This is a genomic window from Streptomyces sp. NPDC019531, from assembly GCF_044903305.1.
In the GTDB taxonomy this organism is placed as follows: Bacteria; Actinomycetota; Actinomycetes; order Streptomycetales; family Streptomycetaceae; genus Streptomyces.
The window spans coordinates 78025-104149 of record NZ_JBJDQL010000016.1; the positions used below are offsets into that span (position 1 = coordinate 78025).

Annotated in this window: 21 protein-coding genes; 9 read left to right on the forward strand and 12 right to left on the reverse strand. The window is 69.9% G+C overall.

Features of this window, described 5'->3' with window-relative positions; genetic code table 11:
* Together ACI2L1_RS20425 and ybaK are read left to right on the forward strand one after the other, a co-directional pair.
* Positions 1–741, forward strand: coding sequence for an LON peptidase substrate-binding domain-containing protein (locus tag ACI2L1_RS20425; protein ID WP_404740740.1), 741 nt, complete (start codon positions 1–3; stop codon positions 739–741).
* Between the two features lie 15 nt (positions 742–756).
* Positions 757–1260, forward strand: a complete 504-nt coding sequence (gene ybaK, locus ACI2L1_RS20430) for a Cys-tRNA(Pro) deacylase (protein ID WP_404740741.1) — start codon at positions 757–759, stop codon at positions 1258–1260.
* 322 nt (positions 1261–1582) lie between these two features.
* Here the strand turns inward: ybaK and ACI2L1_RS20435 are convergent, their stop codons facing one another.
* The 4 genes from ACI2L1_RS20435 to ACI2L1_RS20450 form a co-directional block, all read right to left on the reverse strand.
* Positions 1583–2266 carry an AAA family ATPase gene (locus ACI2L1_RS20435; RefSeq protein ID WP_404740742.1) on the reverse strand — a complete coding sequence of 228 codons (684 nt, stop codon included), beginning with the start codon at positions 2264–2266 and terminating at the stop codon, positions 1583–1585.
* A gap of 34 nt (positions 2267–2300) precedes the next feature.
* Positions 2301–3122 (reverse strand): ABC transporter permease, encoded by an 822-nt coding sequence (locus tag ACI2L1_RS20440; protein ID WP_404740743.1) that lies wholly within the window; start codon positions 3120–3122, stop codon positions 2301–2303.
* A 73-nt stretch (positions 3123–3195) separates the two neighbouring features.
* A complete protein-coding gene (locus tag ACI2L1_RS20445) occupies positions 3196–4170 on the reverse strand; it encodes an ABC transporter ATP-binding protein (RefSeq protein WP_404740811.1) in 975 nt (324 codons plus the stop codon).
* 120 nt (positions 4171–4290) lie between these two features.
* Positions 4291–5502: an NYN domain-containing protein gene (locus tag ACI2L1_RS20450; protein WP_404740744.1), complete on the reverse strand. Its 1212-nt coding sequence runs from the start codon at positions 5500–5502 to the stop codon at positions 4291–4293.
* 231 nt (positions 5503–5733) lie between these two features.
* On the opposite strand from ACI2L1_RS20450, the gene ACI2L1_RS20455 reads away from it, so the two are divergent.
* Entirely contained in the window at positions 5734–5898 is a 165-nt protein-coding gene (locus ACI2L1_RS20455) for a hypothetical protein (RefSeq protein WP_328746601.1), read from the forward strand.
* Positions 5899–5976: 78 nt separating this feature from the next.
* On the opposite strand, the gene dnaE is transcribed toward ACI2L1_RS20455, so the two are convergent.
* A complete protein-coding gene (gene dnaE, locus ACI2L1_RS20460) occupies positions 5977–9516 on the reverse strand; it encodes a DNA polymerase III subunit alpha (RefSeq protein WP_404740745.1) in 3540 nt (1179 codons plus the stop codon).
* Between the two features lie 203 nt (positions 9517–9719).
* On the opposite strand from dnaE, the gene ACI2L1_RS20465 reads away from it, so the two are divergent.
* The 4 genes from ACI2L1_RS20465 (at position 9720) to ACI2L1_RS20480 (ending at position 14443) form a co-directional block, all read left to right on the forward strand.
* Entirely contained in the window at positions 9720–11045 is a 1326-nt protein-coding gene (locus tag ACI2L1_RS20465; protein ID WP_404740746.1) for a DUF2252 domain-containing protein, read from the forward strand.
* A gap of 77 nt (positions 11046–11122) precedes the next feature.
* Entirely contained in the window at positions 11123–11815 is a 693-nt protein-coding gene (locus tag ACI2L1_RS20470; RefSeq protein ID WP_404740747.1) for a hypothetical protein, read from the forward strand.
* Positions 11816–11885: 70 nt separating this feature from the next.
* Positions 11886–12695: a thioredoxin domain-containing protein gene (locus ACI2L1_RS20475; protein WP_404740748.1), complete on the forward strand. Its 810-nt coding sequence runs from the start codon at positions 11886–11888 to the stop codon at positions 12693–12695.
* Between the two features lie 92 nt (positions 12696–12787).
* Positions 12788–14443, forward strand: a complete 1656-nt coding sequence (locus ACI2L1_RS20480) for an alkaline phosphatase D family protein (protein WP_404740749.1) — start codon at positions 12788–12790, stop codon at positions 14441–14443.
* 7 nt (positions 14444–14450) lie between these two features.
* Here ACI2L1_RS20480 and ACI2L1_RS20485 read toward each other — a convergent pair whose 3' ends face one another.
* The gene (locus tag ACI2L1_RS20485; RefSeq protein ID WP_404740750.1) at positions 14451–15020 is read right to left on the reverse strand and encodes a dienelactone hydrolase family protein; all 570 of its coding nucleotides are present in this window, start codon (positions 15018–15020) and stop codon (positions 14451–14453) included.
* A 120-nt stretch (positions 15021–15140) separates the two neighbouring features.
* Here ACI2L1_RS20485 and ACI2L1_RS20490 point away from each other — a divergent pair, with 120 nt between their 5' ends.
* Positions 15141–16259: a mechanosensitive ion channel family protein gene (locus ACI2L1_RS20490; RefSeq protein WP_404740751.1), complete on the forward strand. Its 1119-nt coding sequence runs from the start codon at positions 15141–15143 to the stop codon at positions 16257–16259.
* Positions 16260–16372: 113 nt separating this feature from the next.
* Here the strand turns inward: ACI2L1_RS20490 and ACI2L1_RS20495 are convergent, their stop codons facing one another.
* The 6 genes from ACI2L1_RS20495 to ACI2L1_RS20520 form a co-directional block, all read right to left on the reverse strand.
* Positions 16373–17113, reverse strand: a complete 741-nt coding sequence (locus ACI2L1_RS20495) for an SDR family NAD(P)-dependent oxidoreductase (protein WP_404740752.1) — start codon at positions 17111–17113, stop codon at positions 16373–16375.
* 52 nt (positions 17114–17165) lie between these two features.
* A complete protein-coding gene (locus ACI2L1_RS20500; protein ID WP_404740753.1) occupies positions 17166–18740 on the reverse strand; it encodes a Na+/H+ antiporter in 1575 nt (524 codons plus the stop codon).
* 91 nt (positions 18741–18831) lie between these two features.
* A complete protein-coding gene (locus ACI2L1_RS20505; RefSeq protein ID WP_404740754.1) occupies positions 18832–19302 on the reverse strand; it encodes a GNAT family N-acetyltransferase in 471 nt (156 codons plus the stop codon).
* A complete protein-coding gene (locus tag ACI2L1_RS20510) occupies positions 19299–20243 on the reverse strand; it encodes an RluA family pseudouridine synthase (RefSeq protein ID WP_404740755.1) in 945 nt (314 codons plus the stop codon). Before ACI2L1_RS20510 ends, ACI2L1_RS20505 begins: the two co-directional genes overlap by 4 nt.
* Positions 20244–20301: 58 nt before the next feature.
* Positions 20302–20877 (reverse strand): signal peptidase II, encoded by a 576-nt coding sequence (gene lspA, locus ACI2L1_RS20515; RefSeq protein ID WP_404740756.1) that lies wholly within the window; start codon positions 20875–20877, stop codon positions 20302–20304.
* A 61-nt stretch (positions 20878–20938) separates the two neighbouring features.
* Positions 20939–22288 (reverse strand): TraR/DksA family transcriptional regulator, encoded by a 1350-nt coding sequence (locus ACI2L1_RS20520; protein ID WP_404740757.1) that lies wholly within the window; start codon positions 22286–22288, stop codon positions 20939–20941.
* Between the two features lie 617 nt (positions 22289–22905).
* Between ACI2L1_RS20520 and ileS the strand changes: the two genes are divergently transcribed.
* Entirely contained in the window at positions 22906–26043 is a 3138-nt protein-coding gene (ileS, locus tag ACI2L1_RS20525) for an isoleucine--tRNA ligase (RefSeq protein WP_404740758.1), read from the forward strand.
* The last annotated feature ends 82 nt before the right edge of the window (positions 26044–26125 follow it).

A 26125-nucleotide genomic window follows, 5' to 3' on the forward strand; every position in this document is an offset into this window, starting at 1 on the left:
GTGACCAGTGTGCGGCTCCCGCTCTTCCCCCTGAACTCGGTGCTTTTCCCGGGGCTCGTGCTTCCTCTCAACGTCTTCGAGGAGCGCTATCGCGCCATGATGCGCGAACTGCTGAAGACGCCCGAGGAGGAGCCGCGCCGTTTCGCCGTCGTGGCGATCCGCGACGGCCACGAGGTGGCGCCCAGCGCACCCGGGATGCCGGACCGGACGACGGTGGCCGAGCGCGGTCCCGCGGCCGGCTTCGGCGAGGACCCGCTCAAGGCGTTCCACGCGGTCGGCTGTGTGGCGGACGCGGCGACGGTACGGGAGCGGGCGGACGGCACGTTCGAGGTCCTGGCGACCGGCACGACCAGGGTCCGGCTGCTGTCCGTCGACTCCTCGGGCCCGTATCTGACGGCCGAACTGGAGGTGCTGCCGGAGGAGACGGGCGACGGGTCCGGGGCGCTGGCGGAAGGGGTGCTGCGGGCCTTCCGCCAGTACCAGAAGCGCCTGGCGGGAGCCAGGGAGCGCTCCTTGTCCTCCGGCGCGGACCTGCCCGACGAACCGTCGGTGGTCTCCTACCTGGTGGCGGCGGCGATGATGCTGGACATCCCCTCGAAGCAGCGGCTCCTCCAGGCCCCCGACACGGCGTCCCGCCTCCGCGACGAACTGAAACTCCTGCGCGCGGAGACGTCGATCATCCGTAACCTTCCGTCGTTGCCGGCGTCAGAGCTGACGCGTGGCCCGACGAGTCTGAACTGAGGCCGGAACCGCAAGATGCCGAAGAAGCCGAAGAAGCAACAGCAGTCGGGGGGCACTCCGGCGACGGTGGCCCTGACCGCCGCCGAGGTGCCCTACACGGTCCACTCCTACGACCACGACCCCTCCCACCCGTCCTACGGCGAGGAGGCGGCCGAGGCGATGGGAGTCTCCCCGGAGCGCGTCTTCAAGACCCTGGTGGCGGACGTGGACGGGGCGCTGACGGTGGCGGTGGTCCCGGTGGCCGGCTCACTGGACCTGAAGGCCCTGGCGACCGCAGCAGGCGGCAAGCGGGCGGCGATGGCCGACCCTGTCCTCGCCGAACGCACCACGGGCTACGTCCGAGGCGGTATCTCCCCGCTCGGCCAGCGCAAGAGGCTCCCCACGGTCCTGGACGCCTCGGCCGCCGCCCACGACACCATCTGTGTCTCGGCGGGCCGCAGAGGCCTGGAGGTGGAACTCGCACCGACCGCCTTGGCCCACCTCACGAACGCGACCCTGGCACCAATCGCCCGCGCGTGACCCCTCGACGAGGCCCCCTTCCTGGACTAAGCAGAGGGCATGTCGAAGAAAACACGCAAACGCAAGTGGCGCACCAAGAAGGGCCGCTCGAACCACGGCAGCCGCCCGGCGTAGAGCCCGTCCCAAACCCCCACCCACCCGCTGGGGCCTTCACCTCTGATGAACGCGGGCCCAGGCACTTTCAGCCCGTCCGGCGTTTGAGGACAAGGCCCCTTAAAGGGCCGATGGGGGTCTGGGGGCGCAGCCCCCAGGAACCCGGGGTCGAAGGGGCAGCGCCGCTGGGGATGGGACGGGTAGGGGCGGCGGGGGCGAAAAACATCCCCTACTGCACAGGCGCCCCGTACCCGTCCTCGGGAACCGCCTGCCCATACACAGGCTCAGGATCACGCGGCCCGAACAACGCCGTAAGCCCCAGATGCACGACGAGCCCCATCAACGACCAGGCCAGCAACGCCCCCTTCGCCCCCAGCTTCAGCGGCGCGGAGAACGTCACCCCCTTGCCCACGGACTTCGCATGGGCGAGCACATCGGACGACGGCCCGAGCCACATCCCCATCCGCCACGCGAGCAGCGACCCCAGCAGCCCTCCGACCGCCAGCCCCACCACCAACGGCACACCACCCCGCCGCCGCCACAGAAACACGACGAGCGCGCTCACAAAACCGAACACGAGTGCCAGCAGGGTGAACGTCCCGTCCACCCCCACCGCCTGCTCCCCCTCGGTGTCCTTGAGGTAGACGACCCAGCTCCCCTGCTCGTCCACGTCCCCGACCAGCGGCACATGCGGCGCCAGCCACCACCACAGCACCCCGAGCAGCACCCCGCCGACCGCCACGGCGACCGTGATCACCGCGGCCTCGATCAGCTCGGTCTTCATCCCGGGCCCACCCTGCCCGTACGGAGCTTCGGCAGGAGCCGCGTACCCGCCTTGAGGGGCCTGCCACGCATCGTGCGAGGACGAGGACGGTTCGTGCGGCGGCGGAGGAGGAGTCAACGGTGCGGTCACCCTGACATCGTGCCAGGCCCGTCTGTGCGGCGCGTCACCGGACGGCCGCCCGCCGATAGGCCCAGGTGGCGACGGCCAGCGAGACCACGCCCACGCATCCGCACACGGCGAGGTCACCGAGCACGAAGGCCCAGTCCGGATGCGGCCCGAAGGTCCGTGCGAAGGCCTCGACGCCGTAGGTCGAAGGCAGCAGATCCCGGGCGAACCGCACCACCTCGGGCATCCGGTCGGCGGGCAGCACCCCGAGCAGCAGCGCGGCGGACATGCCGAGCTGTCCGAGCAGCGTGGCCAGTTCCGGCCGGGGCGCGAGCAGTCCGAGCGCGGCGCCGAGCCCCGCCAGAGCGGCACCGGCCAGCGGAATGACCGCCACCAGCACCCACAGATGCGCCAGCGGCAGCCCGAACAGCACACACCCGAAGACGGCGGTCACGACGGTCCCGGGCACGGTGAAGGAGGCGTACGCCCCCGCGGCGCCCAGGACGACCGCAGCGGGCGGCACCGGCAGAGTGGCGTAATGATCAAGCCCCCCACTGGCCCGCAACTGCCCGAAGTACTGCGCGAGCAGGTTCAGCGCGACGAAGGCGACGACCAGCACCGAGGCGCCCGCGACCACGGACCGCGCCTCGCCGGCATCGTCCACCACCCCCCGCATCAGGATCATGATCCCGATCGACTGGAAGGTCGCCACGAACAGCAGCGGGATGCGAGCGACGCGCGCGCGGGACAACTGAGCCCGGTACACGGCCACCAGCGACGGCCACAGCCGCGCGCGCGGCCCGAGCTCGGCGGCCGCGTCCCGGCCCGTCTCCTCGACGGCCAGGGCGCCCGGCAGAACCTCGGCGGGTACGACACTCACGTGGCTCTGCTCCTCTTCGCTCCGGCGGTCGCCCTGTGACGTACGGATACGGCCGTCCGCGTACTCAAAGTGCTCACGCCTTCACCAGCCCCTGCTGCGCGGCCCCGCCCAACGCCAGGTACACGTCCTCCAGGCTGGGCGTGGTGAGCGTGAAGTCGTCCAGCGCGGCGAAGGCGGCCCCGCCGGTGACGGTGGCGACGACCGCGCGGGCCTCGTCCGGGGCGAGCCGGAGCGTCCAGCGGCGCCCGGAGGCCACGGCACGGTCCTGGAGCGCGGCGACCTCGGGCACGTGCAGCGGGACCGCCTCACGCCACACGAGTTCGACGCGGACCTCTCCGGCGACCTGTTCCTTGAGTCCGGCGGGGGTGTCACAGGCGATCACCCGCCCCTGGTCGAGGACGGCGACCCGGTCCAGGACCGTCTCCGCCTCGATGACGTTGTGGGTGACGAGCAGCACGGTCGTACCGCGCTCGGCCCGCCGCCGGTCCACGGCGGACCACACGGCGCGCCGCGCCACGGGGTCCATCGCGGTGGTCGGCTCGTCGAGCACGAGCAGCGGGCGCTCCCCCACGAGCGCCGACGCGAAGCACGCGAGCCGCCGCTGCCCACCGGACAGCTTCCTGATCGGCCGCCCGGCGAGGGGGGCGAGCCCCAGTTCGTCGAGTACGGCGTCCCGCTCGGCCCGCGCCTGCCGTGCCTCCAGGCCGCGCAGCCGTCCGGTGGTCTCGGCGGCGAGCGAGACGGTCAGTTCGTCCAGGGCGGTGGACTCCTGGCCGAGATAGGCGAGGATGCGGGAGGCCCGGTCGGGATGGCGCACGATGTCGTGCCCGAGGATCTCGACACTGCCGCGGTCGGGCCTCATCAGCCCGGTGAGCTGCCGTACGAGCGTGGTCTTCCCGGCGCCGTTCGGCCCGAGCAGCCCGAAGATCTCACCCCGCCGGATGTCCAGCCGTACGTCGTCGGTGGCCCGCACCTCGGGCGTCGCCGGAGCCCCCCGCCGGCCGCGCACCGCCGGATAGGTCTTGGTCAGCCCGCGCACCGCACACACGACATCACCGCCGTGCCGAAGTGCCTGTGCCGCGCGCGTACTCACAAGGGACGAGACTACGGGGTCGGGAACGCTCCGCCGTTCCCGGGGCGTCTCTCATACCGAAATACGCCGCAATACTCACTCACCGGCGGGCGCGTGTTCCGCGGCCGTCCGCACGTCGATCTCCCGCCAGAACCCGGCCCGGATCGCATAGCGGTCGTGCTCGTCGATCTGGTCGTCCTTGTGGGCGAGCAGCCCGAACCGCGCCGCGTACCGCAGCAGCTCACCGTCGATCCGGTGCGGGACCCGCGGATACATCCCGGACAACCGCTGCAGATGCCCCTGGTCCCCGAGCCGCTCCATCCAGCGCCGCGCGAAGACCTGCCCGACCTCGAAGGGGTCCCCGCCGACGGTGGTGATGTCCTCCTCCCGGTCGGCCCATCGCTGCTCCGCCGTGGTGAGCTGCGCGAGCGTGGGCATGGAGGCGACCTCGGGCGGCTCGGCGGCGCCCCCGGGCCGGTCGACCCAGCCCTTGTCGGAGGACCAGCGCAGGGTCGCGCTCGCCGGATGCGGGGCGGGCTGGGAACCGGGCGCCCGCAGCGCGGCCAGGTCCTTGGGCGTCGGCACCCCCTTCGGGGCGGGCACCCGCTCCTGTGTGCCGTTCTCCGAGGCGGCCGCCTGAGCGTGCTCGCCCTCCTCCGCGGTCCGCCCGGACGCGGGCGCGGACTCCGGCAGCGGCGCCGAGAGGATCGCGGCGATCTCGGGCCGCGGTACCGGCGGCGGCGCGCAGACCCCGCCGAGGTCCTTCGCCCGTACGGCCTTGGTGATCCACGTACGGTCCAGGACGCGCCGCTCGTCCGCCTCGGCGACCAGGTCCTCGGACTGGTTGTAGTCCCCGTCGGCGGCCTGCACGGCCCACAGGTGTACGGCGACCCCGTGCTCCTTGGCGGCCATCATGCCCGGCAGCAGGTCCCCGTCGCCGGTCACGAGCACGACGTCGGAGCAGGCGCGGTTGCGGGCCAGCTCGGTGAGCTCGGCGTGCATGGCGGCGTCCACGCCCTTCTGGGCCCAGCGTCCGTCGCTGCGGGTCAGGGCGCCGAGCCGGACGGTGACCCGGGGCATCACGCGCAGCCGACGGTGCTCGGGCTGCGGAACGCGGTCGGGGGCGCCGTCGAACCAGTAGATGCGCAGCAGGGGCCGTTCCGTGTCGGACTCGGCCCGGTCGCGCAGGCCCTGGACCAGGGCGGTGTGGTCGACGGTGATGCGGGAGCGGGAGGGTTCCCCGGCAAGGAGACTCGCGGCGGCCCCCAGCAGATACCCGGCGTCCACCAGGACGATGCAGCGGTCCACGCGATCCACCCTCTTTCCGGGAGGTTTGCTTCGGGCTTCGGGCTTGCTTCGAGTCTGCCCGACGACGCGAGGGTTAACGGCCCGAACTCGATCTTCGGCGTGGCGTTTCGGGGTATCGGCACGCGACATCCCCTGTCACACACGGTAATTATCCGAAATGCGCCTCCTGTCAGCCTATGTGAATCTGGTCCCGGCCCTGGCCCCTAGATCCCCTTCAGGAGGCAGATCACCATGGCCAAGAACAAGAAGCAGAACCGCAAGCAGCCGCAGTCCGAGCGTGGCCGCGAGGAGGCACAGCAGTCCTCGATGGAGGCGCAGACCGAGCAGCGCGCCACGCAGGTGACCCCCGGCGATGTCGCCCGCAAAGGCCGGCAGAAGAGCTTCGGCCACAACTGACATCTGCATAAAGGGTTGTTGAGATCCAGGCACACAGAGGGGCGCACCCGGTTGCGGGTGCGCCCCTCTGCAACTCTCTCAGCCCGCGAGGCAGGACGGTCCGAGCAGCACCTTCAAGTCACCGAAGAGGGCCGGGTCCGGCTTCACCCGGTGCCGGTCCAGCCGGAGGACCGTGGTCTTGCTGGGGCCCTGGAGCCGGATGCGGACCTCGCTCTCGCCCTTGTGATGGCTGAGGATCTCACCGAGCCTGCTGACCATCGGCGGCGTGACCTTCAGCGCCGGGATGGTGAGGATGACCGGCGCGTTGGTGCCCGCGTTGGACAGGTCGGGGACCTGGAGCTCCATCGCGACCAGGCGGGGCACGTCCTCGCGCTTGTCGAGGCGGCCCTTGACGAACACCACGGCGTCCTCGACGAGTTGGGTCGACACCAACTGGTAGGTCGCCGGGAAGAACATGCACTCGATGGAACCGGCGAGGTCCTCGACGGTGGCGATCGCCCAGGCGTTGCCCTGCTTGGTCATCTTGCGCTGGAGGCCCGAGATGATGCCGCCGATGGTCACCACGGCCCCGTCGGAGTGCTCGCCGCCGGTCAGCTGGGCGATGCCCGCGTCGGCCTTGTCGGACAGCACGTGCTCCAGGCCGAAGAGCGGGTGGTCGGAGACGTACAGACCGAGCATCTCGCGCTCCTGGGCGAGCAGATAGGTCTTGTCCCACTCCTCGGTGGTGAACTCCACGTCGAGTCCGAAGCCGGGCTCGCTGGTGTCCTCCTCGCCCATCCCGCCGAAGAGGTCGAACTGGCCCTCGGCCTCCTTGCGCTTGACCGCGACCACGTTGTCGATCATCGAGTCGAAGTGCGCGGTGAGGCCCTTGCGGGTGTGCCCCATGGTGTCGAACGCGCCCGCCTTGATCAGCGACTCCGTGGTGCGCTTGTTGCACGCGACCGCCTCGACCTTGTCGAGGTAGTCGGGGAAGGAGGCGTACTTCCCCTTGGCCTTGCGGCTGCGGATGATCGACTCGACCACGTTGGTACCGACGTTGCGCACCGCTTCGAGGCCGAAGAGGATCACGTCGTCGCCCTGGGCGGCGAAGTTGTGCTCCGACTCGTTGACGTTCGGCGGGAGCACCTTGATGCGCATGCGCCGGCACTCGTTGAGGTAGACCGCCGACTTGTCCTTGTCGTCCTTGACCGAGGTGAGCAGCGCGGCCATGTACTCGGCCGGGTAGTTGGCCTTGAGGTACGCGGTCCAGTAGGAGACCAGTCCGTACGCGGCGGAGTGGGCCTTGTTGAAGGCGTAGCCGGCGAAGGGGACCAGGACGTCCCACAGTGCCTGGATGGCCTCGTCGCTGTAGCCGTTCTTCTGGGCGCCGGCCTGGAAGATGGTGAAGTTCTTCGCCAGTTCGTCGGGCTTCTTCTTACCCATCACGCGGCGCAGGATGTCGGCCTCGCCGAGCGAGTACCCGGCGATGATCTGGGCGGCCTTCTGCACCTGCTCCTGGTAGACGATCAGGCCGTAGGTGACCGCGAGGACCTCCTCGAGCGGCTCCTCCAGCTCCTTGTGGATCGGGGTGATCTCCTGGCGCTTGTTCTTGCGCTCGGCGTAGTTGATGTGCGAGTTCATGCCCATCGGGCCCGGCCGGTAGAGGGCCGAGACGGCGGAGATGTCCTCGAAGTTGTCGGGCTGCATCTGGCGGAGCAGTGAGCGCATCGGGCCGCCGTCGAACTGGAAGACGCCGAGGGTGTCACCGCGGCAGAGCAGTTCGAAGGTCTTGGGGTCGTCCAGCGGGAGGGCGAGCATCTCCAGGTCGACGCCCTTGTTGGCCTTCACCATCTTGATGGCGTCGTCCATGATCGTGAGGTTGCGCAGGCCCAGGAAGTCCATCTTCAGCAGGCCGAGCGACTCGCACTGCGGGTAGTCCCACTGCGTGATGGTCACGCCGTCGGTGTGCCGCACCCAGATCGGCGCGTGGTCGACGATGGGCTCGCTGGACATGATCACGCCGGCCGCGTGCACACCCATCTGCCGGACCAGGCCCTCGACGCCCTTTGCGGTGTCGATGACCTTCTTCACGTCCGGTTCGTTCTCGTACATCGACCTGATCTCGCCGGCCTCGCTGTAGCGCGGGTGGGAGGGGTCGGTGATGCCGTTCAGGTCGATGCCCTTGCCGAGGACGTCGGCGGGCATGGCCTTGGTGAGGCGGTCGCCCATCGCGTACGGGTAGCCCAGTACGCGCGCGGAGTCCTTGATCGCGTTCTTGGCCTTGATCTTGCCGTAGGTGCCGATCATGGCGACCTTGTCGGCGCCGTACTTCTCCGTCACGTACCTGATCACCTCGACGCGCCTGCGCTCGTCGAAGTCGATGTCGACATCGGGCATGGAGACGCGCTCGGGGTTGAGGAACCGCTCGAAGATCAGGCCGTGCGGGATCGGGTCGAGGTCGGTGATGCCCATGGCGTAGGCGACGATCGAGCCGGCCGCGGAGCCTCGCCCTGGACCGACCGCGATGCCGTTGTTCTTGGCCCACATGATGAAGTCGGCGACCACGAGGAAGTAGCCGGGGAACCCCATCTGGATGATGACGTCCATCTCGTAGTCGGCCTGCTTCTGGCGGTCCTCGGGGATACCGCCGGGGAAGCGGCGCTCCATGCCGCGGCGGACCTCCTCCTTGAACCAGGTGACCTCGGTGTAGCCGTCGGGGATGTCGAACTTCGGCATGAGGTTCTTGGCCTCGAACATGCCGGTGGTGTCGACCATCTCGGCGACCAGGAGGGTGTTGGCGCAGCCCTCCTGCCAGGCGTCCGAGGAGTCGACGGCGTACATCTCGTCGGTGGACTTCAGGTAGTAGCCGGTGCCGTCGAACTTGAAGCGGTCCGGGTCGGAGAGGTTCTTGCCGGTCTGGATGCACAGCAGGGCGTCGTGGGCGACCGACTCGTGCGCGTACGTGTAGTGCGAGTCGTTGGTCACCAGGGGCGGGATGCCGAGCTTCTTGCCGATCTCCAGCAGGCCGTCACGGACCCGGTGCTCGATCTCGATGCCGTGGTCCATCAGCTCCAGGAAGTAGCGGTCCTTGCCGAAGATGTCCTGGTACTCGGCGGCCGCCTTCAGGGCCTCGTCGTACTGGCCGAGACGCAGCCGGGTCTGGAGCTCGCCGGAGGGGCAGCCGGTGGAGGCGACGATCCCCTCGGACCACTGGGAGATCGTCTCCTTGTCCATCCGGGGCCACTTCTGCAGCCAGCCCTCGGCGTAGGCGTCCGAGGAGAGCTTGAAGAGGTTGTGCAGGCCGGTCGAGTTCACGGCCCACATCGTCTTGTGGGTGTAACCACCGGAACCGGAGACATCGTCCCGCTTCTGGTGCGGCTGGCCCCACTGGATCTTGCGCTTGTTGCGCCGGGACTCGGGGGCGACATACGCCTCGATCCCGATGATCGGGGTGACCCCGGCCTTCTTCGCGGTGTGGAAGAAGTCGTACGCCCCATGAAGGTTGCCGTGGTCGGACATGGCGATATGGGTCATGCCCATCTCGTTGCACGCGTTGAACATGTCCTTGAGCCGCGCGGCACCGTCCAGCAGGGAGTACTGGGTGTGGACGTGCAGGTGCGTGAACGGCGGCTTTGACACGGCGTGGCCTCCATGGAAAACGCTGGGCGACAGGGGGGCGGACAGTTCGGGGGACAGCGTCGAAGTCTATGCCTCGGCACTGACACTCAGGGGGCCGCCCCGCGTACCTTCACAACGAGGGTCATGGGCACTTTCACCCGGGCCCGCCCGTTGGAGAGACGGCAGAAACGCTGTCGTACACATGCACCAGGAGGCACCCCGCGATGTCGGTACCGCAGCTCAACGACGAGCACCGCGGCGAGGAGATCCTCGCTGTCTTCGACACCGCCTTCGGCGAGCTCCTGGCCGCCGACCCGGCCGCGTTCCGCGTGAAGTTCCGCAAGATGGCGGCCTCGGCGTTCGCGTTCTACCGGGGTACGGCGTGCCTCTTCTACCACGACCTGGACGCGGAGAAGAGGGGCGGCCCGTACCTGGACGAGCGCACCTCGCGCGTGTGGATCCACGGCGACCTGCACGCGGAGAACTTCGGCACGTACATGGACGCCAACGGCCGGCTGATCTTCAACGTCAACGACTTCGACGAGGCCTACGTCGGCCCCTTCACCTGGGACCTCAAGCGCTTCTCCGCCTCCATCGCGCTCATCGGCTACGCCAAGGCGCTCGGCGACGACCAGATCACCGAGCTGGTGCAGGTGTACGCGGGCGCGTACCGCGAGCGGATCCACGCCCTGGCCACCGGCGCCAAGAGCGACGAGGTGCCGCCCTTCACCCTGGACACCGCCGAGGGCCCCCTCCTGGACGCGCTGCGCGACGCCCGCTCGCTGACCCGCTTCGGACTGCTGGACTCGATGACGGAGATCCGCGACTTCGAGCGCCGCTTCGCGGGGGGCGGCGGCTCGATCGAGCTGGACGCGGCGACCCGCTACAAGGTGCTCGCGGCCTTCGACGGCTATCTGGAGACCCTGCCGGAGACCTCCCTGGCCCGCCCGGACTCCTACCGCGTCAAGGACGTCGTGGGCCGCCGGGGCATCGGCATCGGTTCGGCGGGGCTGCCGTCGTACAATATCCTTCTGGAGGGCCACAGCGACGCCCTGGAGAACGACGTCGTCATCTACATCAAGCAGGCCCAGACCCCGGCGGTCTCCCGGCACATCACCGACCCGGCGATCCGCGACTACTTCCAGCACGAGGGCCACCGCACGGTGATCTCGCAGCGCGCCCTGCAGCAGCACGCCGACCCGTGGCTGGGCTGGACCGAGCTGGGTGGTGCGGGCCAACTGGTCGCCGAGATCTCGCCGTACGCCGTGGACCTGGACTGGGGCGACATCGACGACCCGGAGGAGATCGCGGCGGTCGTCGCCGACCTCGGCCGGGCCACGGCCACCATGCACGGGGCGGCGGACGACACCTCCGGCGAGTCCCTGGTGCCCTTCTCCACCGAGCGGGCCATCGACGCGGCGATCGCGGCCGACGAGGAGGGCTTCGCCGGCCTTCTGGTCGACTTCGCGCACACCTATGGCGCACGCGCGCGTGCCGACCACCAGACCTTCGTGGACCTGTTCCGCAACGGCCGGATCCCCGGTCTGTGACCGGTCGATAACGACGGGCCGTTCACAGAGACCCTTTAGGGGTCTCTTACAGGCCCACGTGTCACACTCTCCACGCTATGGACATATCCGGGACCCGGCTACGAGCGCTCCGCGCGGCGCTTTTCACGGCACTCGTCGTGACACTCAGCACCGCGTCGCACGTGCTGCTGTCCCGGGCTCCCCTGCCGCTGAACACGGTGGCGGCGGTCGCCGTCGCCGTGTTCGCACTGGCCTACGCGCTGGCCGGCCGCGAGCGCGGCTTCGGGCGGATCGCCGCCGTGCTGATCCCGCTGGAGCTGGCCGCCGACACCGTCTTCACCACCGGCCAGCACGTCTGCTACGGCGCCGCGGGCGGCCCGGTCGCGGGCCCGCTGCGCTCGGTCGGCTGGGACGTGTTCTGCGGCGACGGCACCAGCGTCGGCTCGCCGTTGGCCCGGATGACCGGCACCGACCCCGACCGGCTCGGCGGCCTGCTGGCCCACGCCGACCCGCAGACCGCCTGGCTGCTGCTCGGCGCGCACATCGGTGTGGGCCTGTTCGCGGCCGCTTGGCTGCGCCGCGGTGAGCGGGCCCTGGCCCAGCTCCTGCGGGCCGTGGCCGCCACCACCTTCCGGCCGCTCCTGCTGGCGGCCGCCGCACTGACCGTGCGGTCGGCGCCCGAGCCGGGCCGCCCGGTGCGCCCCGGCCGCCGTACCGCCGTGGTTCTCGACGAGATCCTCGTGCACTCCCTGGGACGGCGTGGACCGCCGTGCTCGGCCGCTTCCGCCTGAGCACCACCAGTCCCCCTTCACGTACCCCCGCACACGACGTGTGCGCGTCCCCCTTACGGAGAACACCACCATGAGCAAGCGGAACAGCCAGCAGGCGAAGACCGCCGCCCGCGAGCGGCTGCGCATCGAGCGCGAGCGCCAGGCCAAGCGCGACAAGATGAAGCGGCAGATCATCGTCGCCGGCGCCGTGGTCGGCGTCCTGGCGATAGCCGGCGGCATCGGCTACGCAGTCGTCCAGAACAACAAGCCCACTTACTGGGAAGAAGCCAAGAACGACAAGCTGGTCAAGCCGGCCAACACCACGGGCACCAACGGCACGACCGTCGTCATGGGCAAGAGCACGGCCAAGAAGACCCTGGTCATGTACGAGGACCCGCGCTGCCCCGTCTGCGCCCAGTTCGAGCAGACGGTCGGCTCTACGGTCAAGAAGGACTACGACGCCGGCAAGTTCAAGATCCAGTACGTCGGCGCCTCCTTCCTCGACGGCAACCTCGGCGGCGAGGGCTCCAAGAACGGCCTGAGCGCGCTCGGCGCGGCCCTGAACGTCAGCCCCGAGGCCTTCCTCGAGTACAAGACCGCGATGTACTCGACGAAGTGGCACCCCTCCGAGGACACCGACAAGTTCAAGGACGACGCCTACCTCATCAAGATCGCGCAGACCGTCCCGGAGCTGAAGGACAACAAGACCTTCCAGAACGCCGTGAAGAACGGCACCTACGACAAGTGGGCCCTGGTGATGTCCGAGAAGTTCAACAAGGACGGCGTGACCGGCACCCCGACCCTGAAGATGAACGGCAAGACGCTGACCGGTGCCGACGGCAACGCACCCATGACGGTGGCCGACTTCACCACGGCGATCGACGCGGCCCTGAAGGCCTGACGCCTCGTCGCGTACACCCTTCGGTAAAAGAGCGGGCGAACTTTCACGAGTTCGCCCGCTCTCGTTAATACCGATCAGTAACCTGATCGGCCGTGACCAGTCGATACAGATCAGCCGAAACCAACTCCCTGTCCCCGCGCCGCCGTACGGTCGTCAAGGCCGCGGCGGCCGGCGCCGTCCTGGCCGCCCCGCTCACCGTCGCCCTGCCGGCCCGCGCGGCCGAAGCCCCCGCCTTCCTGCACGGCATCGCCTCCGGCGACCCGCTACCGGACGGCATCCTGCTGTGGACCCGGGTGACACCGACTCCTGAGGCCGAACCCGGATCCGGGCTCGGCCCGGACACCGAGGTCTCCTGGACGGTGGCCAAGGACAAGGCGTTCACGACCGTCGTCGCCAAGGGCTCCGTCACCGCGACCGCCTCCTCCGACCACACCGTCAAGGCGGACGTACGCGGCCTCGCACCCGCGACCGACTACTGGTTCCGCTTCTCCGCGGGCGGCACGACATCCCCGGCGGCGCGCACCCGCACCGCGCCGGCGGCGGACGCGGCCGTGGCGAACCTCCGCTTCGGCGTGGTCTCGTGCGCCAACTGGGAGGCCGGTTACTTCTCGTCGTACCGCCATCTCGCGGCCCGCGGCGACCTGGATGCCTGGCTGCACCTGGGCGACTACATCTACGAGTACGGCACCGGCGAGTACGGCACCCGCGACACCGTCGTACGGCAGCACGCGCCGACCCACGAGATCCTCGGCCTGGCCGACTACCGCGTCCGGCACGCCAAGTACAAGACGGACCCGGACCTCCAGGCGCTGCACGCGGTCGCCCCGGTCGTCGCGATCTGGGACGACCACGAGTTCGCCAACGACGCCTGGTCGGGCGGCGCCGAGAACCACACCGAGGGCGCGGAGGGCACCTGGACGGCCCGTCAGGCCGCCGCCAAGCAGGCCTACTTCGAGTGGATGCCGGTGCGCACGGCGACAGCGGGCACCACCTACCGCCGCCTGCGCTTCGGCAAGCTCGCCGACCTGTCGCTGCTCGACCTGCGGTCCTTCCGCTCGCAGCAGGTCTCCGTCGGCAGCGGCTCGGTCGACGACCGGGACCGCACGATCACGGGCCGCGCCCAGCTCGACTGGCTCAAGACGGGCCTGAAGTCCTCCGACACGACCTGGCGGTTGATCGGCAACTCCGTGATGATCTCGCCGTTCGCGATCGGCTCCCTTTCCGCGGACCTGCTGAAGCCGCTCGCCGAGCTGCTCGGCCTGCCGAAGGAAGGCCTCGCCCTCAACACCGACCAGTGGGACGGCTACACGGACGACCGCCGTGAACTCCTCGCCCACCTGCGCTCCAACGCCATCCGCAACACCGTCTTCCTGACCGGCGACATCCACATGGCGTGGGCCAACGACGTGCCGGTGGACGCCGGCACCTACCCGCTGTCGGCCTCCGCCGCCACGGAGTTCGTCGTCACCTCGGTGACCTCGGACAACCTCGACGACATCCTGAAGGTCCCCGAGGGCACGGTCACCGCGCTCGCGGCACCGATCATCCAGGTCGCCAACCGGCACGTCCACTGGGTCGACACCGACCGCCACGGCTACGGCGTCCTGGACATCACCGCCGACCGGGCGCAGATGGACTACTACGTCCTGTCCGACAAGACGAAGGCCGACGCGACCTCGTCCTGGGCGCGCTCGTACCGCACGCGGACCGGGACGCAGAAGGTCGAGCGGACGTACACGCCGGTCTAGAGCCGGTCTAGAGGGTGTCGAGGAAGCCGAGGGCCACCCGCCAGGTGGCCTCGGCGGCCTCCTCGTCGTAGTCCGGGAGGTCGGGGTCGGTGTAGAGGTGACCGGCCCCTGCGTATCTGTAGACCTCCACATCGGCACCGGTGCGGCCCAACTGGAGATACCACGCGCTCAGCCAGTCGTCGGTCTCGAAGGCGTCCGGTTCGGCCACATGCAGCTGGACCGGAAGCCCGTCCACCGTCACGTTCGGCGCGATGTCCGACGTGCCGTGCAGGAGCAGCAGGCCACGGGCCTTCTCATCGCCCAGGGCGAGGGTCTGCGCGATCGAGGCACCGAGCGAGAAGCCCGCGTAGACGAGACCGCGCTCGGAGTAGGGCGCGGCGGCCAGGACGGCCCGCTTGAGGAGTTCGTCCTTGCCGATGCCCTCGTTGAAGGCCATGCCCTCCTCGACCGTCTCGAACGTGCGCCCCTCGAAGAGGTCCGGCGTCCACACCTCGTGCCCGGCCTCCCGCAGCCGGTCGGCGGCCTGACGGACGGCGGGCCTGAGGCCGTAGGTCGAGTGAAAGAGCATGATGTTCATGAGCCCATGGTGCCAGCCGGTACTGACAGCGCCTTCGCACGGCCGGGAGAAGGGGCCGTACCCACTTCGGGGCGGAAGTCACATGTTCATGACCGCCCCGGTCCGGTTAGGTTCGGGGTCATGGAGAACGTACTCCGCCCGCTGATCGTGGTCGGCGGCTCGGCTCTGCTCACCCTGGTGATCGGCTGGGCCACCGACCGTCTGCTGCGCAAGGCCGACGAACGCCACAGTGAGACCCCGCTGTGGGGTCTGCTGCGCCGTGGCCGCATCCCCTACCAGCTCGTGCTCTGCGCGGCCATGCTCAGAGGCTCGTACGACGAGGCGAAGGTGCTGGAACGGCACAGTGCCGGCATCGGGCAGACGCTGACGCTGGTGCTGATCGGCGCGGCCGCCTGGCTGGTGATCCGGATCGCCGCCGCGATCGTGGAGTCCACGTACACCCGCTACGCGCGCGTGCACCGCGACCCCGCCCGGGTGCGCCGGGTGCGGACCCAGGTCACGCTGATCATGCGGGTGGTGGCGGCGGTCGTCGGCGTGGTGGCGGTGGCCGCGATGCTGCTGACCTTCCCCGCGATGCGCGCGGCCGGTGCCTCCTTGCTGGCCTCGGCCGGAATTCTCGGCATCGTCGCCGGTGTCGCCGCCCAGTCGACGCTCAGCAACATGTTCGCCGGGCTGCAGATCGCCTTCGGCGACATGGTGCGCATAGGCGACACCGTGGTGGTGGACGGCGAGTGGGGCACCGTCGAGGAGATCACGCTGACCTTCCTGACGGTACGGACCTGGGACGAGCGCCGGATCACCATGCCGGTGTCGTACTTCACCTCGAAGCCGTTCGAGAACTGGTCCCGCGGCACCCCGCAGATGACCGGCATCGTCTACTTCCACGTCGACCACACGGCCCCGGTCGAGCTGATGCGCGAGCGGCTGCGCGACATCCTCCGCGAATGCCCCGCCTGGGACGGGCGCGACTACGGCCTCGCCGTCACCGACACCACCCCGAACACAATGCAGGTCAGGGCCCTGGTCACCGCCAAGGACGCCGACGACATCTGGACGGTACGGGTCGCGGTCCGCGAACAGATGATCCGCTGGCTGACCGACAACCACCCATACGCCCTGCCCCGGGTCAACACGGCGGACGCGACACTGGCCCCGGGATTCCAGCGCCTGGACGGCCACACAAGGGACGGCGAGCCCCCTCGCAGGGCCCACGAGCCCCCTCGAACAGGCCGCGGCTAGACGGTCCGTCGTGGCGCCGGTGACTGCACCCACCCAGGGGCGCGGGGCTGTGTCGATATGCGGCTCCGCCGCGTGGGCGCGACCAGCCACGACGGACCCGCACCCACCCACCATCAATGCCCCCTCTCAGCCCCTCCATTGACCTGCACAACCTGCGAAGTCACATGCCCGGCCCCAGGTGACGCCAGCCAATGAAGCGTCGCGGCGATGTCTCCCGGCCTCCCCGCCCGCCCGGTAGACGTGTCACCAATAAGCCGTTCCCGCCGCGCACCATCAATCGCCGCCCCGAAGAACTCCGTGTCCTCGACATACCCCGGCGCCACCACATTCGCCGTGATCCCCCGAGGCCCCAACTCCCGTGCGAGATCATGGGCATACGGATGCAACCCCGCCTTCGCCGCCCCGTACGCCCCGCTCCCGGACCCCCGATACGCGGCGATGGAGCTGACGAACAGCACCCGCCCACCCGGCGAGGCGAGCCGGTCCTTCAACCCCTCGGTGAGCAGCGCCGCGGTCAGCAGATTGAGCCGGAAGTTCACGGTCCAGTTGTGTGCGACGGCATCGAGCGGATCGGCACTCTCCACGGCCGGTTCGAGCTGCCCGGTCCCTCCGGCACTGTGGATCAGCACATCCACGGTCCCGAGCTCCCGCCCCACGAACCCGACGACCCCACGCACCTCGTCGACGTCACTCAGATCGGCGGCGTACGTCAACGCCCCCGGTACCCCGGCCTTCTCCAGCACCCCGGCGCGCCGCCCGAGGAGCAGCACCCGGTCCCCTTCCGCAGCGAACACCTGCGCAGCCGCGAGCCCGATTCCCGTACCGCCACCACTGATCACTATGTTGCGAGCCATAACTGCACCCTACAAACATCCGATCGGCGTGCTCACCCCGATTCCCGCGAGCTCACCGCAGACTACGAACATCCAGATGCCGCAGCACCCGGTCCACGATCTCGGGATCGGCCCCCGGTTCACTCCGCGCCGCCAGCACCTCATGCCGCGCCGCGCTCAGCATCTCGCCCTGGATCCGCCGCACCCGCTTGAGCCGCCGCCGGGCCTCCCGGCGCTCCTCGTCCCCCATCTCTGGAGAGATCCGCACCCCGATCTCGAACGCCCGCCGCAGCATCCGCTCGGACAGCTCCTCCGGCAGCTCCTCCACGCTCTCGATCTCCTTGAGCCGCCGCTTGGCCGCCTTCGCCGCCCGAACGGCGAGAGTCTTCTCGAACTCCTTCTCCCGCTCGGTGTCGGACCGCACCCGCAGCCGCTTCACCAGCCATGGCAGCGTCAACCCCTGGAGGACCAGCGTCGCCATGATCACCCCGAACGCGATGAAGATGATCTCGTCCCGGTCGGGAAAGCCCGTGCCGGAGTCGGTCTCCAGCGGAATGGCCAGCGCCAGGGCGACGGACGCCACGCCCCGCATCCCGGACCACCACATGATGACGGTCTCCCGCCATCCCATCGGGATCTCCTCGTCGTAGTTCCGCTTCGCGTGCATCCGCTTGGTGAGCCAGGTGGCCGGCAGCAGCCACAGCAGCCGTACGACCACGACCACGCCCACGATCGCCGCGGCCCAGCCGAGCATCTCGCCCCACCGCCCGGACGCGGTCCGGATCGCGTTGTGCAGTTCGAGTCCGATCAGCCCGAAGGCCACCCCGGTGACAAGGGTGTCGACGATGTTCCAGAAGGTGTGCCCGGCGAGCCGGGTCATCACGTCGTCGGCATCGGTGGAGTACTCGGCGAGGAACAGGGCGGTGGTCAGCACGGCGAGCACACCGGAGCCGTGGAGCTCCTCGGCGAGCACATAGGAGGCGTACGGCACGAGGACCGTCAGCCCGATCTGGAGGGTGGCGTCGCCCAGCATGTCCATCAGCTTGTTGGCGCCCCAGCCCAGCACGAGCCCCACGACGACTGCGACCACCGCGGAGAGCACCAGCTCGAAGACGGCCTCCCCCGCTCTGAACGACCCGCTGACCGCGGCGGCGACGGCCACGTGATAGAGCACGATCGCCGTCACGTCGTTGAAGAGCCCCTCGCCCTCCAGGATGGACACCAGTCGGCGGGGCAGCCCGAGTTGGCCCGCGACCGCGGTCGCGGCGACCGGGTCGGGCGGCGCGACCAGCGCACCGAGCGCGACGGCGGCGGCGATCGGCAGCCCCGGCACGATGGTGTGGGCCACGACGGCCACACACGCGGTCGTGACGAACACGAGCGCCACGGCGAGCAGGAAGATCGGCCGTTTGTTGGCCGCGAACTGTCGCCAGGACGTGCGCCGCACCGCCGCGTAGAGCAACGGCGGCAGAAGGATGGGCAGGATCAGTTCGGGCGGGATGTCGACATTGGGCACGAAGTCCAGGACCGCGAGCACGATCCCGAGCAACGTCATCAGCACCGGCGCCGGCAACCCGAACCGGTCCCCCACCGGGACACTGATCAAAGCCCCCAGCAACAGCACGAACAACAGGGCCAACTGATCCACGGTCAGAACTCCGGGCAGATCGACGAACCAACGGTCACTTCAGTCTGCCCGTCGGCGCGCGGACCATCGCGGCCGCCGCTTCCGCCGACCGTCAGAGAGCGCGACGCATGGCTCTGTGCGCAATCCCCGCATCCGGGAACTCCGGCCCGTACGTCACGTACCCCAGGCGCTCGTAGAACCCCAGCGCGTGCGTCTGGGCGTGCAGATCCACGGCCGCCAGTCCACGCGCGCGGGCCGCGTCCTCGATCGCCCGCACCAGGGCCGCGCCCACCCCGAGCCCCCGCGCCGTCTGCGTCACCGCGAGCCGGCCCAGCGACCCCACCGACAGGTCGCCGCCGGTCTTCCCGGCCGCCGCCTCCCCGTACAGCAGCCGCCCGGTTCCGAGCGGCACCCCGTCCCCCCGCACGGCCAGCACATGGACCGCCACGGCGTCGTAGGCGTCGTACTCGATGTCCTCGGGCACACCCTGCTCGCCGACGAAGACCTCCTTGCGCACCGCGAAGCAGGCCTCCCGGTCGGCGGGGTCGTCGGCGACCCGCACCTCGTACGCGCCCGTGGTCACCCGTAGGTCTCCTCACGCACCAGGTCCAGAGCCTGCTGCAGGTCATCCGGATAGTCGCTCGCGAACTCCGCCCACTCCCCGTCCCCGGGGTGCTCGAAGCCGAGCCGCACGGCGTGCAGCCACTGCCGGGTCAGCCGGAGCCGCTTGGCGAGGGTCGGGTCGGCGCCGTACGTCAGGTCGCCGACGCAGGGGTGGCGGTGGGCCGCCATGTGGACACGGATCTGGTGGGTGCGTCCGGTCTCCAGCTTCACGTCGAGCAGGGAGGCCGCGCGGAACGCCTCGATGAGGTCGTAGTGCGTCACGGACGGCTTGCCCTCCGCGGTGACCGCCCACTTGTAGTCGTGGTTGGGGTGCCGCCCGATGGGCGCGTCGATGGTGCCGCTGGTCGGGTCCGGGTGGCCCTGGACGAGCGTGTGGTACCGCTTGTCGACCGTGCGCTCCTTGAACTGCCGCTTGAGCGAGGTGTACGCCCGCTCCGACTTGGCCACGACCATCAGCCCCGAGGTGCCCACGTCGAGCCGGTGCACGATGCCCTGGCGCTCGGCGGCACCGGAGGTCGAGATGCGGTAACCGGCGGCGGCGAGCCCGCCGATCACGGTCGTGCCGCTCCAGCCGGGGCTGGGGTGCGCGGCGACCCCGACCGGCTTGACGATCACGACCACGTCATCGTCGTCGTGCACGATCTCCATGCCCTCGACCGGCTCGGCGACGATCTGCACGGGCGCGGGCGCCTGCGGCATCTCGACCTCCAGCCAGGCCCCGCCGTGCACCCGCTCGGACTTCCCGACCACCGACCCGTCGACCGTGACCTTCCCCGCGGCGGCAAGCTCGGCCGCCTTGGTACGGGAGAAGCCGAACATGCGGGAGATGGCGGCGTCTACGCGCTCGCCCTCCAAGCCGTCGGGCACGGGCAGGTTACGGATCTCGGGAATCGTGCTCACCCGTCGAGTATGCCGGACTGGATCCGGCACCCCGAACGAGCCTGTGGAAAACCGGCGCTCAGTCCCTGTGGACGGTCCCGTCCGGGTCGAGCCCCTTGAACGACAGCAGCACGATCAGGATGCCGCCGCACACGATCGCCGAGTCGGCGAGGTTGAAGACCGCGAAGTGCTTGGGCGCGATGAAGTCGACGACCGCGCCCTCGAACACCCCAGGCGAGCGGAAGAGCCGGTCGGTGAGATTGCCGAGCGCGCCGCCGAGCAGCAGGCCGAGCGCGATCGCCCAGGGCAGGCTGTAGAGCTTCCGGGCGAGCCGGGCGATGACCACGATCACGGCGGCCGCGATCACCGTGAAGATCACGGTGAAGGCCTCACCGAAGCCGAAGGCCGCGCCCGCGTTGCGGATCGCCTCCAGCTTCAGCCAGTCCCCGATGATCTCGATCGGCTCGTGGTGCTCCAGCTTGGCGACCACGATCATCTTGCTGACCAGGTCGAGGGCGTACGCGAAGGCCGCGACCGCGAACAGCACGGCGATACGGCGCCTGCCCCTGGGCCGCGCCGTCTGGTCCTGCTCCGGCTCGGCCCCCGCCGCCTCTGGGGTATCCGGCGTACCGATGATGCGCTCCGCCTCTGTCACGTGAGTCCCTCGACCTAGGTACCTGACTGAGGACGAGGGTACGACACGCCGCCAAGCGCCTTCAGTACCGGCGTTCCTGCTTCTGCTTGCACTCCACGCACAGGGTCGCGCGCGGGAAGGCCTGCATCCGTGCCTTGCCGATGGGGTTGCCGCAGTTCTCGCACAGTCCGTAGGTGCCGGCGTCGAGGCGTGCGAGGGCGCGCTCGCTCTGGGTGAGCATCTCGCGCGCGTTGGCGGCGAGCGCCATCTCGCTCTCGCGCGTGATGTTCTTCGTGCCGGTGTCGGCCTGGTCGTCGCCGGCGCCGTCCCCGGAATCCCGCATGAGCCCGACCAGAGACTCCTCGGATGTGGAGATCTCGGTGCGCAGCCGCAGGACCTCGGACGTCAGCTCCGCGCGGGCCTCCGCGACCTCCTCGGGCGTCCACGGGTCCTCACCGGGGCGCACCGCGAGCTCGCCGGGCTCCACCGCAGCGATGCGCGCGCTGGGTACGGCGGTCTTCGCCGCCGTGGCCGTGCCAGGGGTCTTCTTCGCAACCACCGTCGTGGCTCCCGTCTTCTTCGCGGCCTCAGCCGCGCCCGCCTTCTTGGCCGTGCTCTTCCTGGCCGCCCGCTTCGTGGGGGTGCTCTTCCCGGAGGTCCCCTGCCCGGCGTCCCCCTGCGGGGCACCGGCCTCCGTGGCGACCGTCTCCCTGACCGCGGTGTCCTTCGCGGCCGTCTTCTTAGACGCGCTCTTCGTCGCGGCCGTGCTCCTGGCCGAAGCCTTCTTGGCGACGGCCTTCTTGGCGACGGCCTTCTTCTTCGTGGCCGGAGCCTTCTCGGTGGCCGCGGCTTTCTTGGTGGCCGAAGCCTCTCTCGAAAGCGCAGCCTTCTTGGCAACCGCGGCCTTCTTCGTGACCGCGGCCTTCTTCGTGACCGCGGCCTTCTTGGCGACCGCGGCCTTCTTCGTGACCGCGGCCTTCTTGGTGACCGCAGCCTTCTTGGTGACCGAAGCCTTTTTGGTCACCGAAGCCTTCTTCGTGACCGCGGCCTTACCGATGCCCTTGGTGGTCTCCGCCTTCTCGCCGACAGGTGGCTCGGCCCTCGGTCTCCCCCTCGCGCCGCCCTCCTTGGAGGCGCCCCGCCGGGCGGAGGCCGCGGTGGAGCCGGTGGCCGTTTTGGCGGCGCTCGCTCTCCGTGGCGCCGCCTTCTTGGCGGCGCTCTTCGCTCCGGCCCCCACCGCCTTCACGGCCTTGGCCGTGCCCTTGCCTGACGCCACGGCGGCCGCTGCCGCTCCGGACGCCGCCCCGCGCGTGCTCTTCTTCGCACCCGCACCCGCTCCCGCACCCCGGTCCTTGGCCGCCCCGCCGGAGGCACGCGCATGTGTGGACCGGCCCGACGCCGACTGCTCTACGGCGGTCTTCTTCGCCACCATGCCGCGGCCCCTTCACACATTGTGATCTTGCACGCGAATCGTGCTGGGACGATAAATCGACTTGAGTCCCGCGGCAACGGGCCACGCCGCCCGATTCGCCCGCCGCGCGCGTACCCGGCACGAGGCATGCAAGCGTTGTGCCCAGCTCCCCGCCGGGTAATCCGCCGGACCGTCCGTCCCAGAATCCGAACAGCCGTGCCGCTCCATTCGGGGCACTCCGAGCGCTACGGCGGCCGCCCGGCCCGGTCCCCGAAAACCGGTCGGCCACTGTCCCCGGGGCGCCGTACACTGGGCGGAGCGAAAAGCGTGGATGGGGACGAGTAGCGACGTACGCAGCCCAGAGCGACCCGGGGACGGTGGAAGCCCGGGGGCGAGCGCGACGTGAAGATCACCCCGGAGCCGCCGGAAGAAAGTCCTTGGACAGTGGGCCCCGCCCACGGGCCGCCAGGGGGCGTAGACCCGGCATCGCGGCCCCAATGAGGGGGCTCACCGACGCACACCAGGTGTCGGCGGGCCAAGGAGGGTGGTACCGCGGGAGCGCGCCGAAACCGGCGTAGAGAAGGAAGCTCTCGTCCCTCCGGACGGAAGGCAGCAAGTCCGCCGGAGGAAGCCCGCTGATGACAACGCCGACGTACCGCCAGGTGCCCGCCCAGGTCGACCTGCCCGCGCTGGAGCACGCCGTGCTCGACTTCTGGCACGAGCAGAAGATCTTCGCCAAGACCCTGGAGCAATCCGAGGGCCGCCCCGAGTGGGTGTTCTACGAGGGCCCGCCCACAGCCAACGGCATGCCCGGCGCCCACCACATCGAGGCGCGCGTCTTCAAGGACGTCTTCCCCCGCTTCCGCACCATGCGCGGCTACCACGTGGCCCGCAAGGCCGGCTGGGACTGCCATGGCCTTCCGGTCGAGCTCGCGGTGGAGAAGGAGCTCGGCTTCTCCGGCAAGCAGGACATCGAGAAGTACGGCATCGCCGAGTTCAACGCCAAGTGCCGCGAGTCGGTGACCCGCCACACGGACGCCTTCGAGGCGCTCACGACCCGCATGGGGTACTGGACCGACCTCCAGGACCCCTACCGCACGATGGACCCGGAGTACATCCAGTCCGTCTGGTGGTCGCTGAAGACGATCTTCGACAAGGGCCTGCTGGTCCAGGACCACCGTGTCGCCCCCTGGTGCCCGCGCTGCGGCACCGGCCTCTCGGACCACGAGCTTGCTCAGGGCTACGAGACGGTCGTGGACCCGTCCGTGTACGTCCGTTTCCCGCTCACCTCCGGTCCGCTCGCCGGTGAGGCCGCGCTCCTGGTGTGGACGACGACCCCCTGGACCCTGGTGTCCAACACGGCGGTCGCCGCGCACCCGGAGGTCACCTACGTCGTCGCGACCGACGGCGCGGAAAAGCTCGTCGTCGCCGAGCCGCTCGTCGCCAAGGCGCTCGGCGAGGGCTGGGAGACCACCGGCCAGTCCTTCACCGGCGCCGAAATGGAGCGCTGGACCTATCAACGTCCGTTCGAGCTCGTGGAGTTCCCGGAGCCGGCCCATTTCGTCGTCAACGCGGAATACGTCACGACCGAGGACGGTACCGGCCTGGTCCACCAGTCCCCCGCCTTCGGTGAGGACGACCTCAAGGTCTGCCGCGCCTACGGCCTGCCCGTCGTGAACCCGGTCCGCCCGGACGGCACCTTCGAGGAGGACGTCCCCCTCGTGGGCGGCGTCTTCTTCAAGAAGGCCGACGAACGGCTCACCGAGGACCTCCAGCAGCGCGGCCTCCTCTTCCGGCACATCCCGTACGAGCACAGCTACCCGCACTGCTGGCGCTGCCACACCGCGCTCCTCTACTACGCGCAGCCGTCCTGGTACATCCGCACCACCGCCGCCAAGGACCGCCTCCTCCAGGAGAACGAGAACACCAACTGGTTCCCGGACACGGTCAAGCACGGCCGGTACGGCGACTGGCTGAACAACAACATCGACTGGGCGCTGTCCCGCAACCGCTATTGGGGCACCCCGCTGCCGATCTGGCGCTGCGAGGACGACCACCTCACCTGCGTCGGCTCCCTCACCGAGCTGACCGAACTGACGGGCACCGACCAGTCGGGCCTGGACCCGCACCGCCCGTACATCGACGCGGTCACCTTCGCCTGCCCCCAGTGCCAGAAGACGGCCACGCGCGTGCCTGAGGTCATCGACGCCTGGTACGACTCGGGTTCGATGCCGTTCGCGCAGTGGGGCTACCCGTACAAGAACAAGGAGCTGTTCGAGGCCCGCTACCCGGCGCAGTTCATCTGCGAGGCCATCGACCAGACCCGCGGCTGGTTCTACACGCTGATGGCCGTCGGCACCCTGGTCTTCGACAAGTCGTCGTACGAGAACGTCGTCTGCCTCGGCCACATCCTCGCCGAGGACGGCCGCAAGATGTCCAAGCACCTGGGCAACACCCTGGAGCCGATCCCGCTGATGGACCGGCACGGCGCCGACGCGGTCCGCTGGTTCATGGCGGCCGGCGGCTCCCCCTGGGCGGCCCGCCGGGTGGGCCACGGCACCATCCAGGAGGTCGTCCGCAAGACGCTCCTGACGTACTGGAACACGGTCGCCTTCCAGGCCCTGTACGCCCGTACGTCGAACTGGGCGCCCTCCGCTGCCGACCCGGCCCCGGCCGACCGCCCGGTCCTGGACCGCTGGCTGCTGTCCGAACTCCACGCCCTGACCGACCAGGTGACGCAGGCTCTGGAGTCGTACGACACCCAGCGCGCCGGCAAGCTCCTCTCGGCGTTCGTCGACGACCTGTCCAACTGGTACGTACGCCGGTCCCGTCGTCGCTTCTGGCAGGGCGACAAGGCCGCGCTGCGCACCCTGCACGAGGTCGTCGAGACGGTCACCAAGCTGATGGCCCCGCTGACCCCGTTCATCACCGAGCGGGTCTGGCAGGACCTGGTCGTGCCGGTCACCCCGGGCGCCCCGGAGTCCGTGCACCTGGCCACCTGGCCGGAGGCGGACCTGTCCGCCATCGACCCGGAGCTGTCGAGGCAGATGGTCCTGGTACGACGGCTGGTGGAGCTCGGCCGTGCCACGCGCGCGGAGTCCGGCGTGAAGACCCGCCAGCCGCTGTCCCGTGCCCTCATCGCCGCGACCGGCTTCGACGCCCTCGACCCTGAGCTGCACGCCCAGATCACGGAGGAGCTGAACGTCACATCCCTGGCATCGCTCAGCGAGGTCGGCGGCAGCCTGGTCGACACCACCGCGAAGGCCAACTTCCGCGCCCTGGGCAAGCGGTTCGGCAAGCGCGTCCAGGACGTGGCCAAGGCCGTCGCGAACACCGACGCGGCCGCGCTCTCCCTCGCCCTGCGCGAGGGCACGGCGTCGGTCGAGGTCGACGGCGAGACGATCACGCTGGCCCCCGACGAGGTGATCATCACGGAGACCCCGCGCGAGGGCTGGTCGGTCGCGTCCGACTCGGGCGCCACGGTCGCCCTCGACCTGGAGATCACCGAGGAACTGCGCCAGGCGGGCCTCGCCCGCGACGCGATCCGCCTGATCCAGGAGACCCGCAAGAACAGCGGCCTCGACGTCGCCGACCGTATCGTCCTGCGCTGGACGGCCACGGACCCGGCGGTGATCGCGGCCCTGACCGAGCACACCCCCCTGATCGCCGACGAGGTCCTGGCGACCGACTTCGCCCAGGGCGAGGCGGACGACTCCTACGGCGAGCCGTTCACCGACGAGGGCCTGTCCCTGACGTTCCGCCTGCGCAAGGCGTAACCGCCCGGCTCCCCGCGCCCCTTAAGGGGCGCGGGGCTGTGTCGATATGCGGCTCCGCCGCGTGGGGGCGACCAGCCACAAC

Coding starts and splice junctions, on each gene's coding strand:
- ybaK (WP_404740741.1), top strand. CDS start 757: ATGCCGAAGAAGCCGAAGAAGCAACAGCAGTCGGGGGGCACTCCGGCG.
- ACI2L1_RS20455 (WP_328746601.1), top strand. CDS start 5,734: ATGGCCAAGAACAAGAAGCAGAACCGCAAGCAGCCGCAGTCCGAGCGT.
- ACI2L1_RS20465 (WP_404740746.1), top strand. CDS start 9,720: ATGTCGGTACCGCAGCTCAACGACGAGCACCGCGGCGAGGAGATCCTC.
- ACI2L1_RS20470 (WP_404740747.1), top strand. CDS start 11,123: ATGGACATATCCGGGACCCGGCTACGAGCGCTCCGCGCGGCGCTTTTC.
- ACI2L1_RS20475 (WP_404740748.1), top strand. CDS start 11,886: ATGAGCAAGCGGAACAGCCAGCAGGCGAAGACCGCCGCCCGCGAGCGG.
- ACI2L1_RS20485 (WP_404740750.1), bottom strand. CDS start 15,020: ATGAACATCATGCTCTTTCACTCGACCTACGGCCTCAGGCCCGCCGTC.
- ACI2L1_RS20490 (WP_404740751.1), top strand. CDS start 15,141: ATGGAGAACGTACTCCGCCCGCTGATCGTGGTCGGCGGCTCGGCTCTG.
- ACI2L1_RS20495 (WP_404740752.1), bottom strand. CDS start 17,113: ATGGCTCGCAACATAGTGATCAGTGGTGGCGGTACGGGAATCGGGCTC.
- ACI2L1_RS20520 (WP_404740757.1), bottom strand. CDS start 22,288: ATGGTGGCGAAGAAGACCGCCGTAGAGCAGTCGGCGTCGGGCCGGTCC.
- ileS (WP_404740758.1), top strand. CDS start 22,906: ATGACAACGCCGACGTACCGCCAGGTGCCCGCCCAGGTCGACCTGCCC.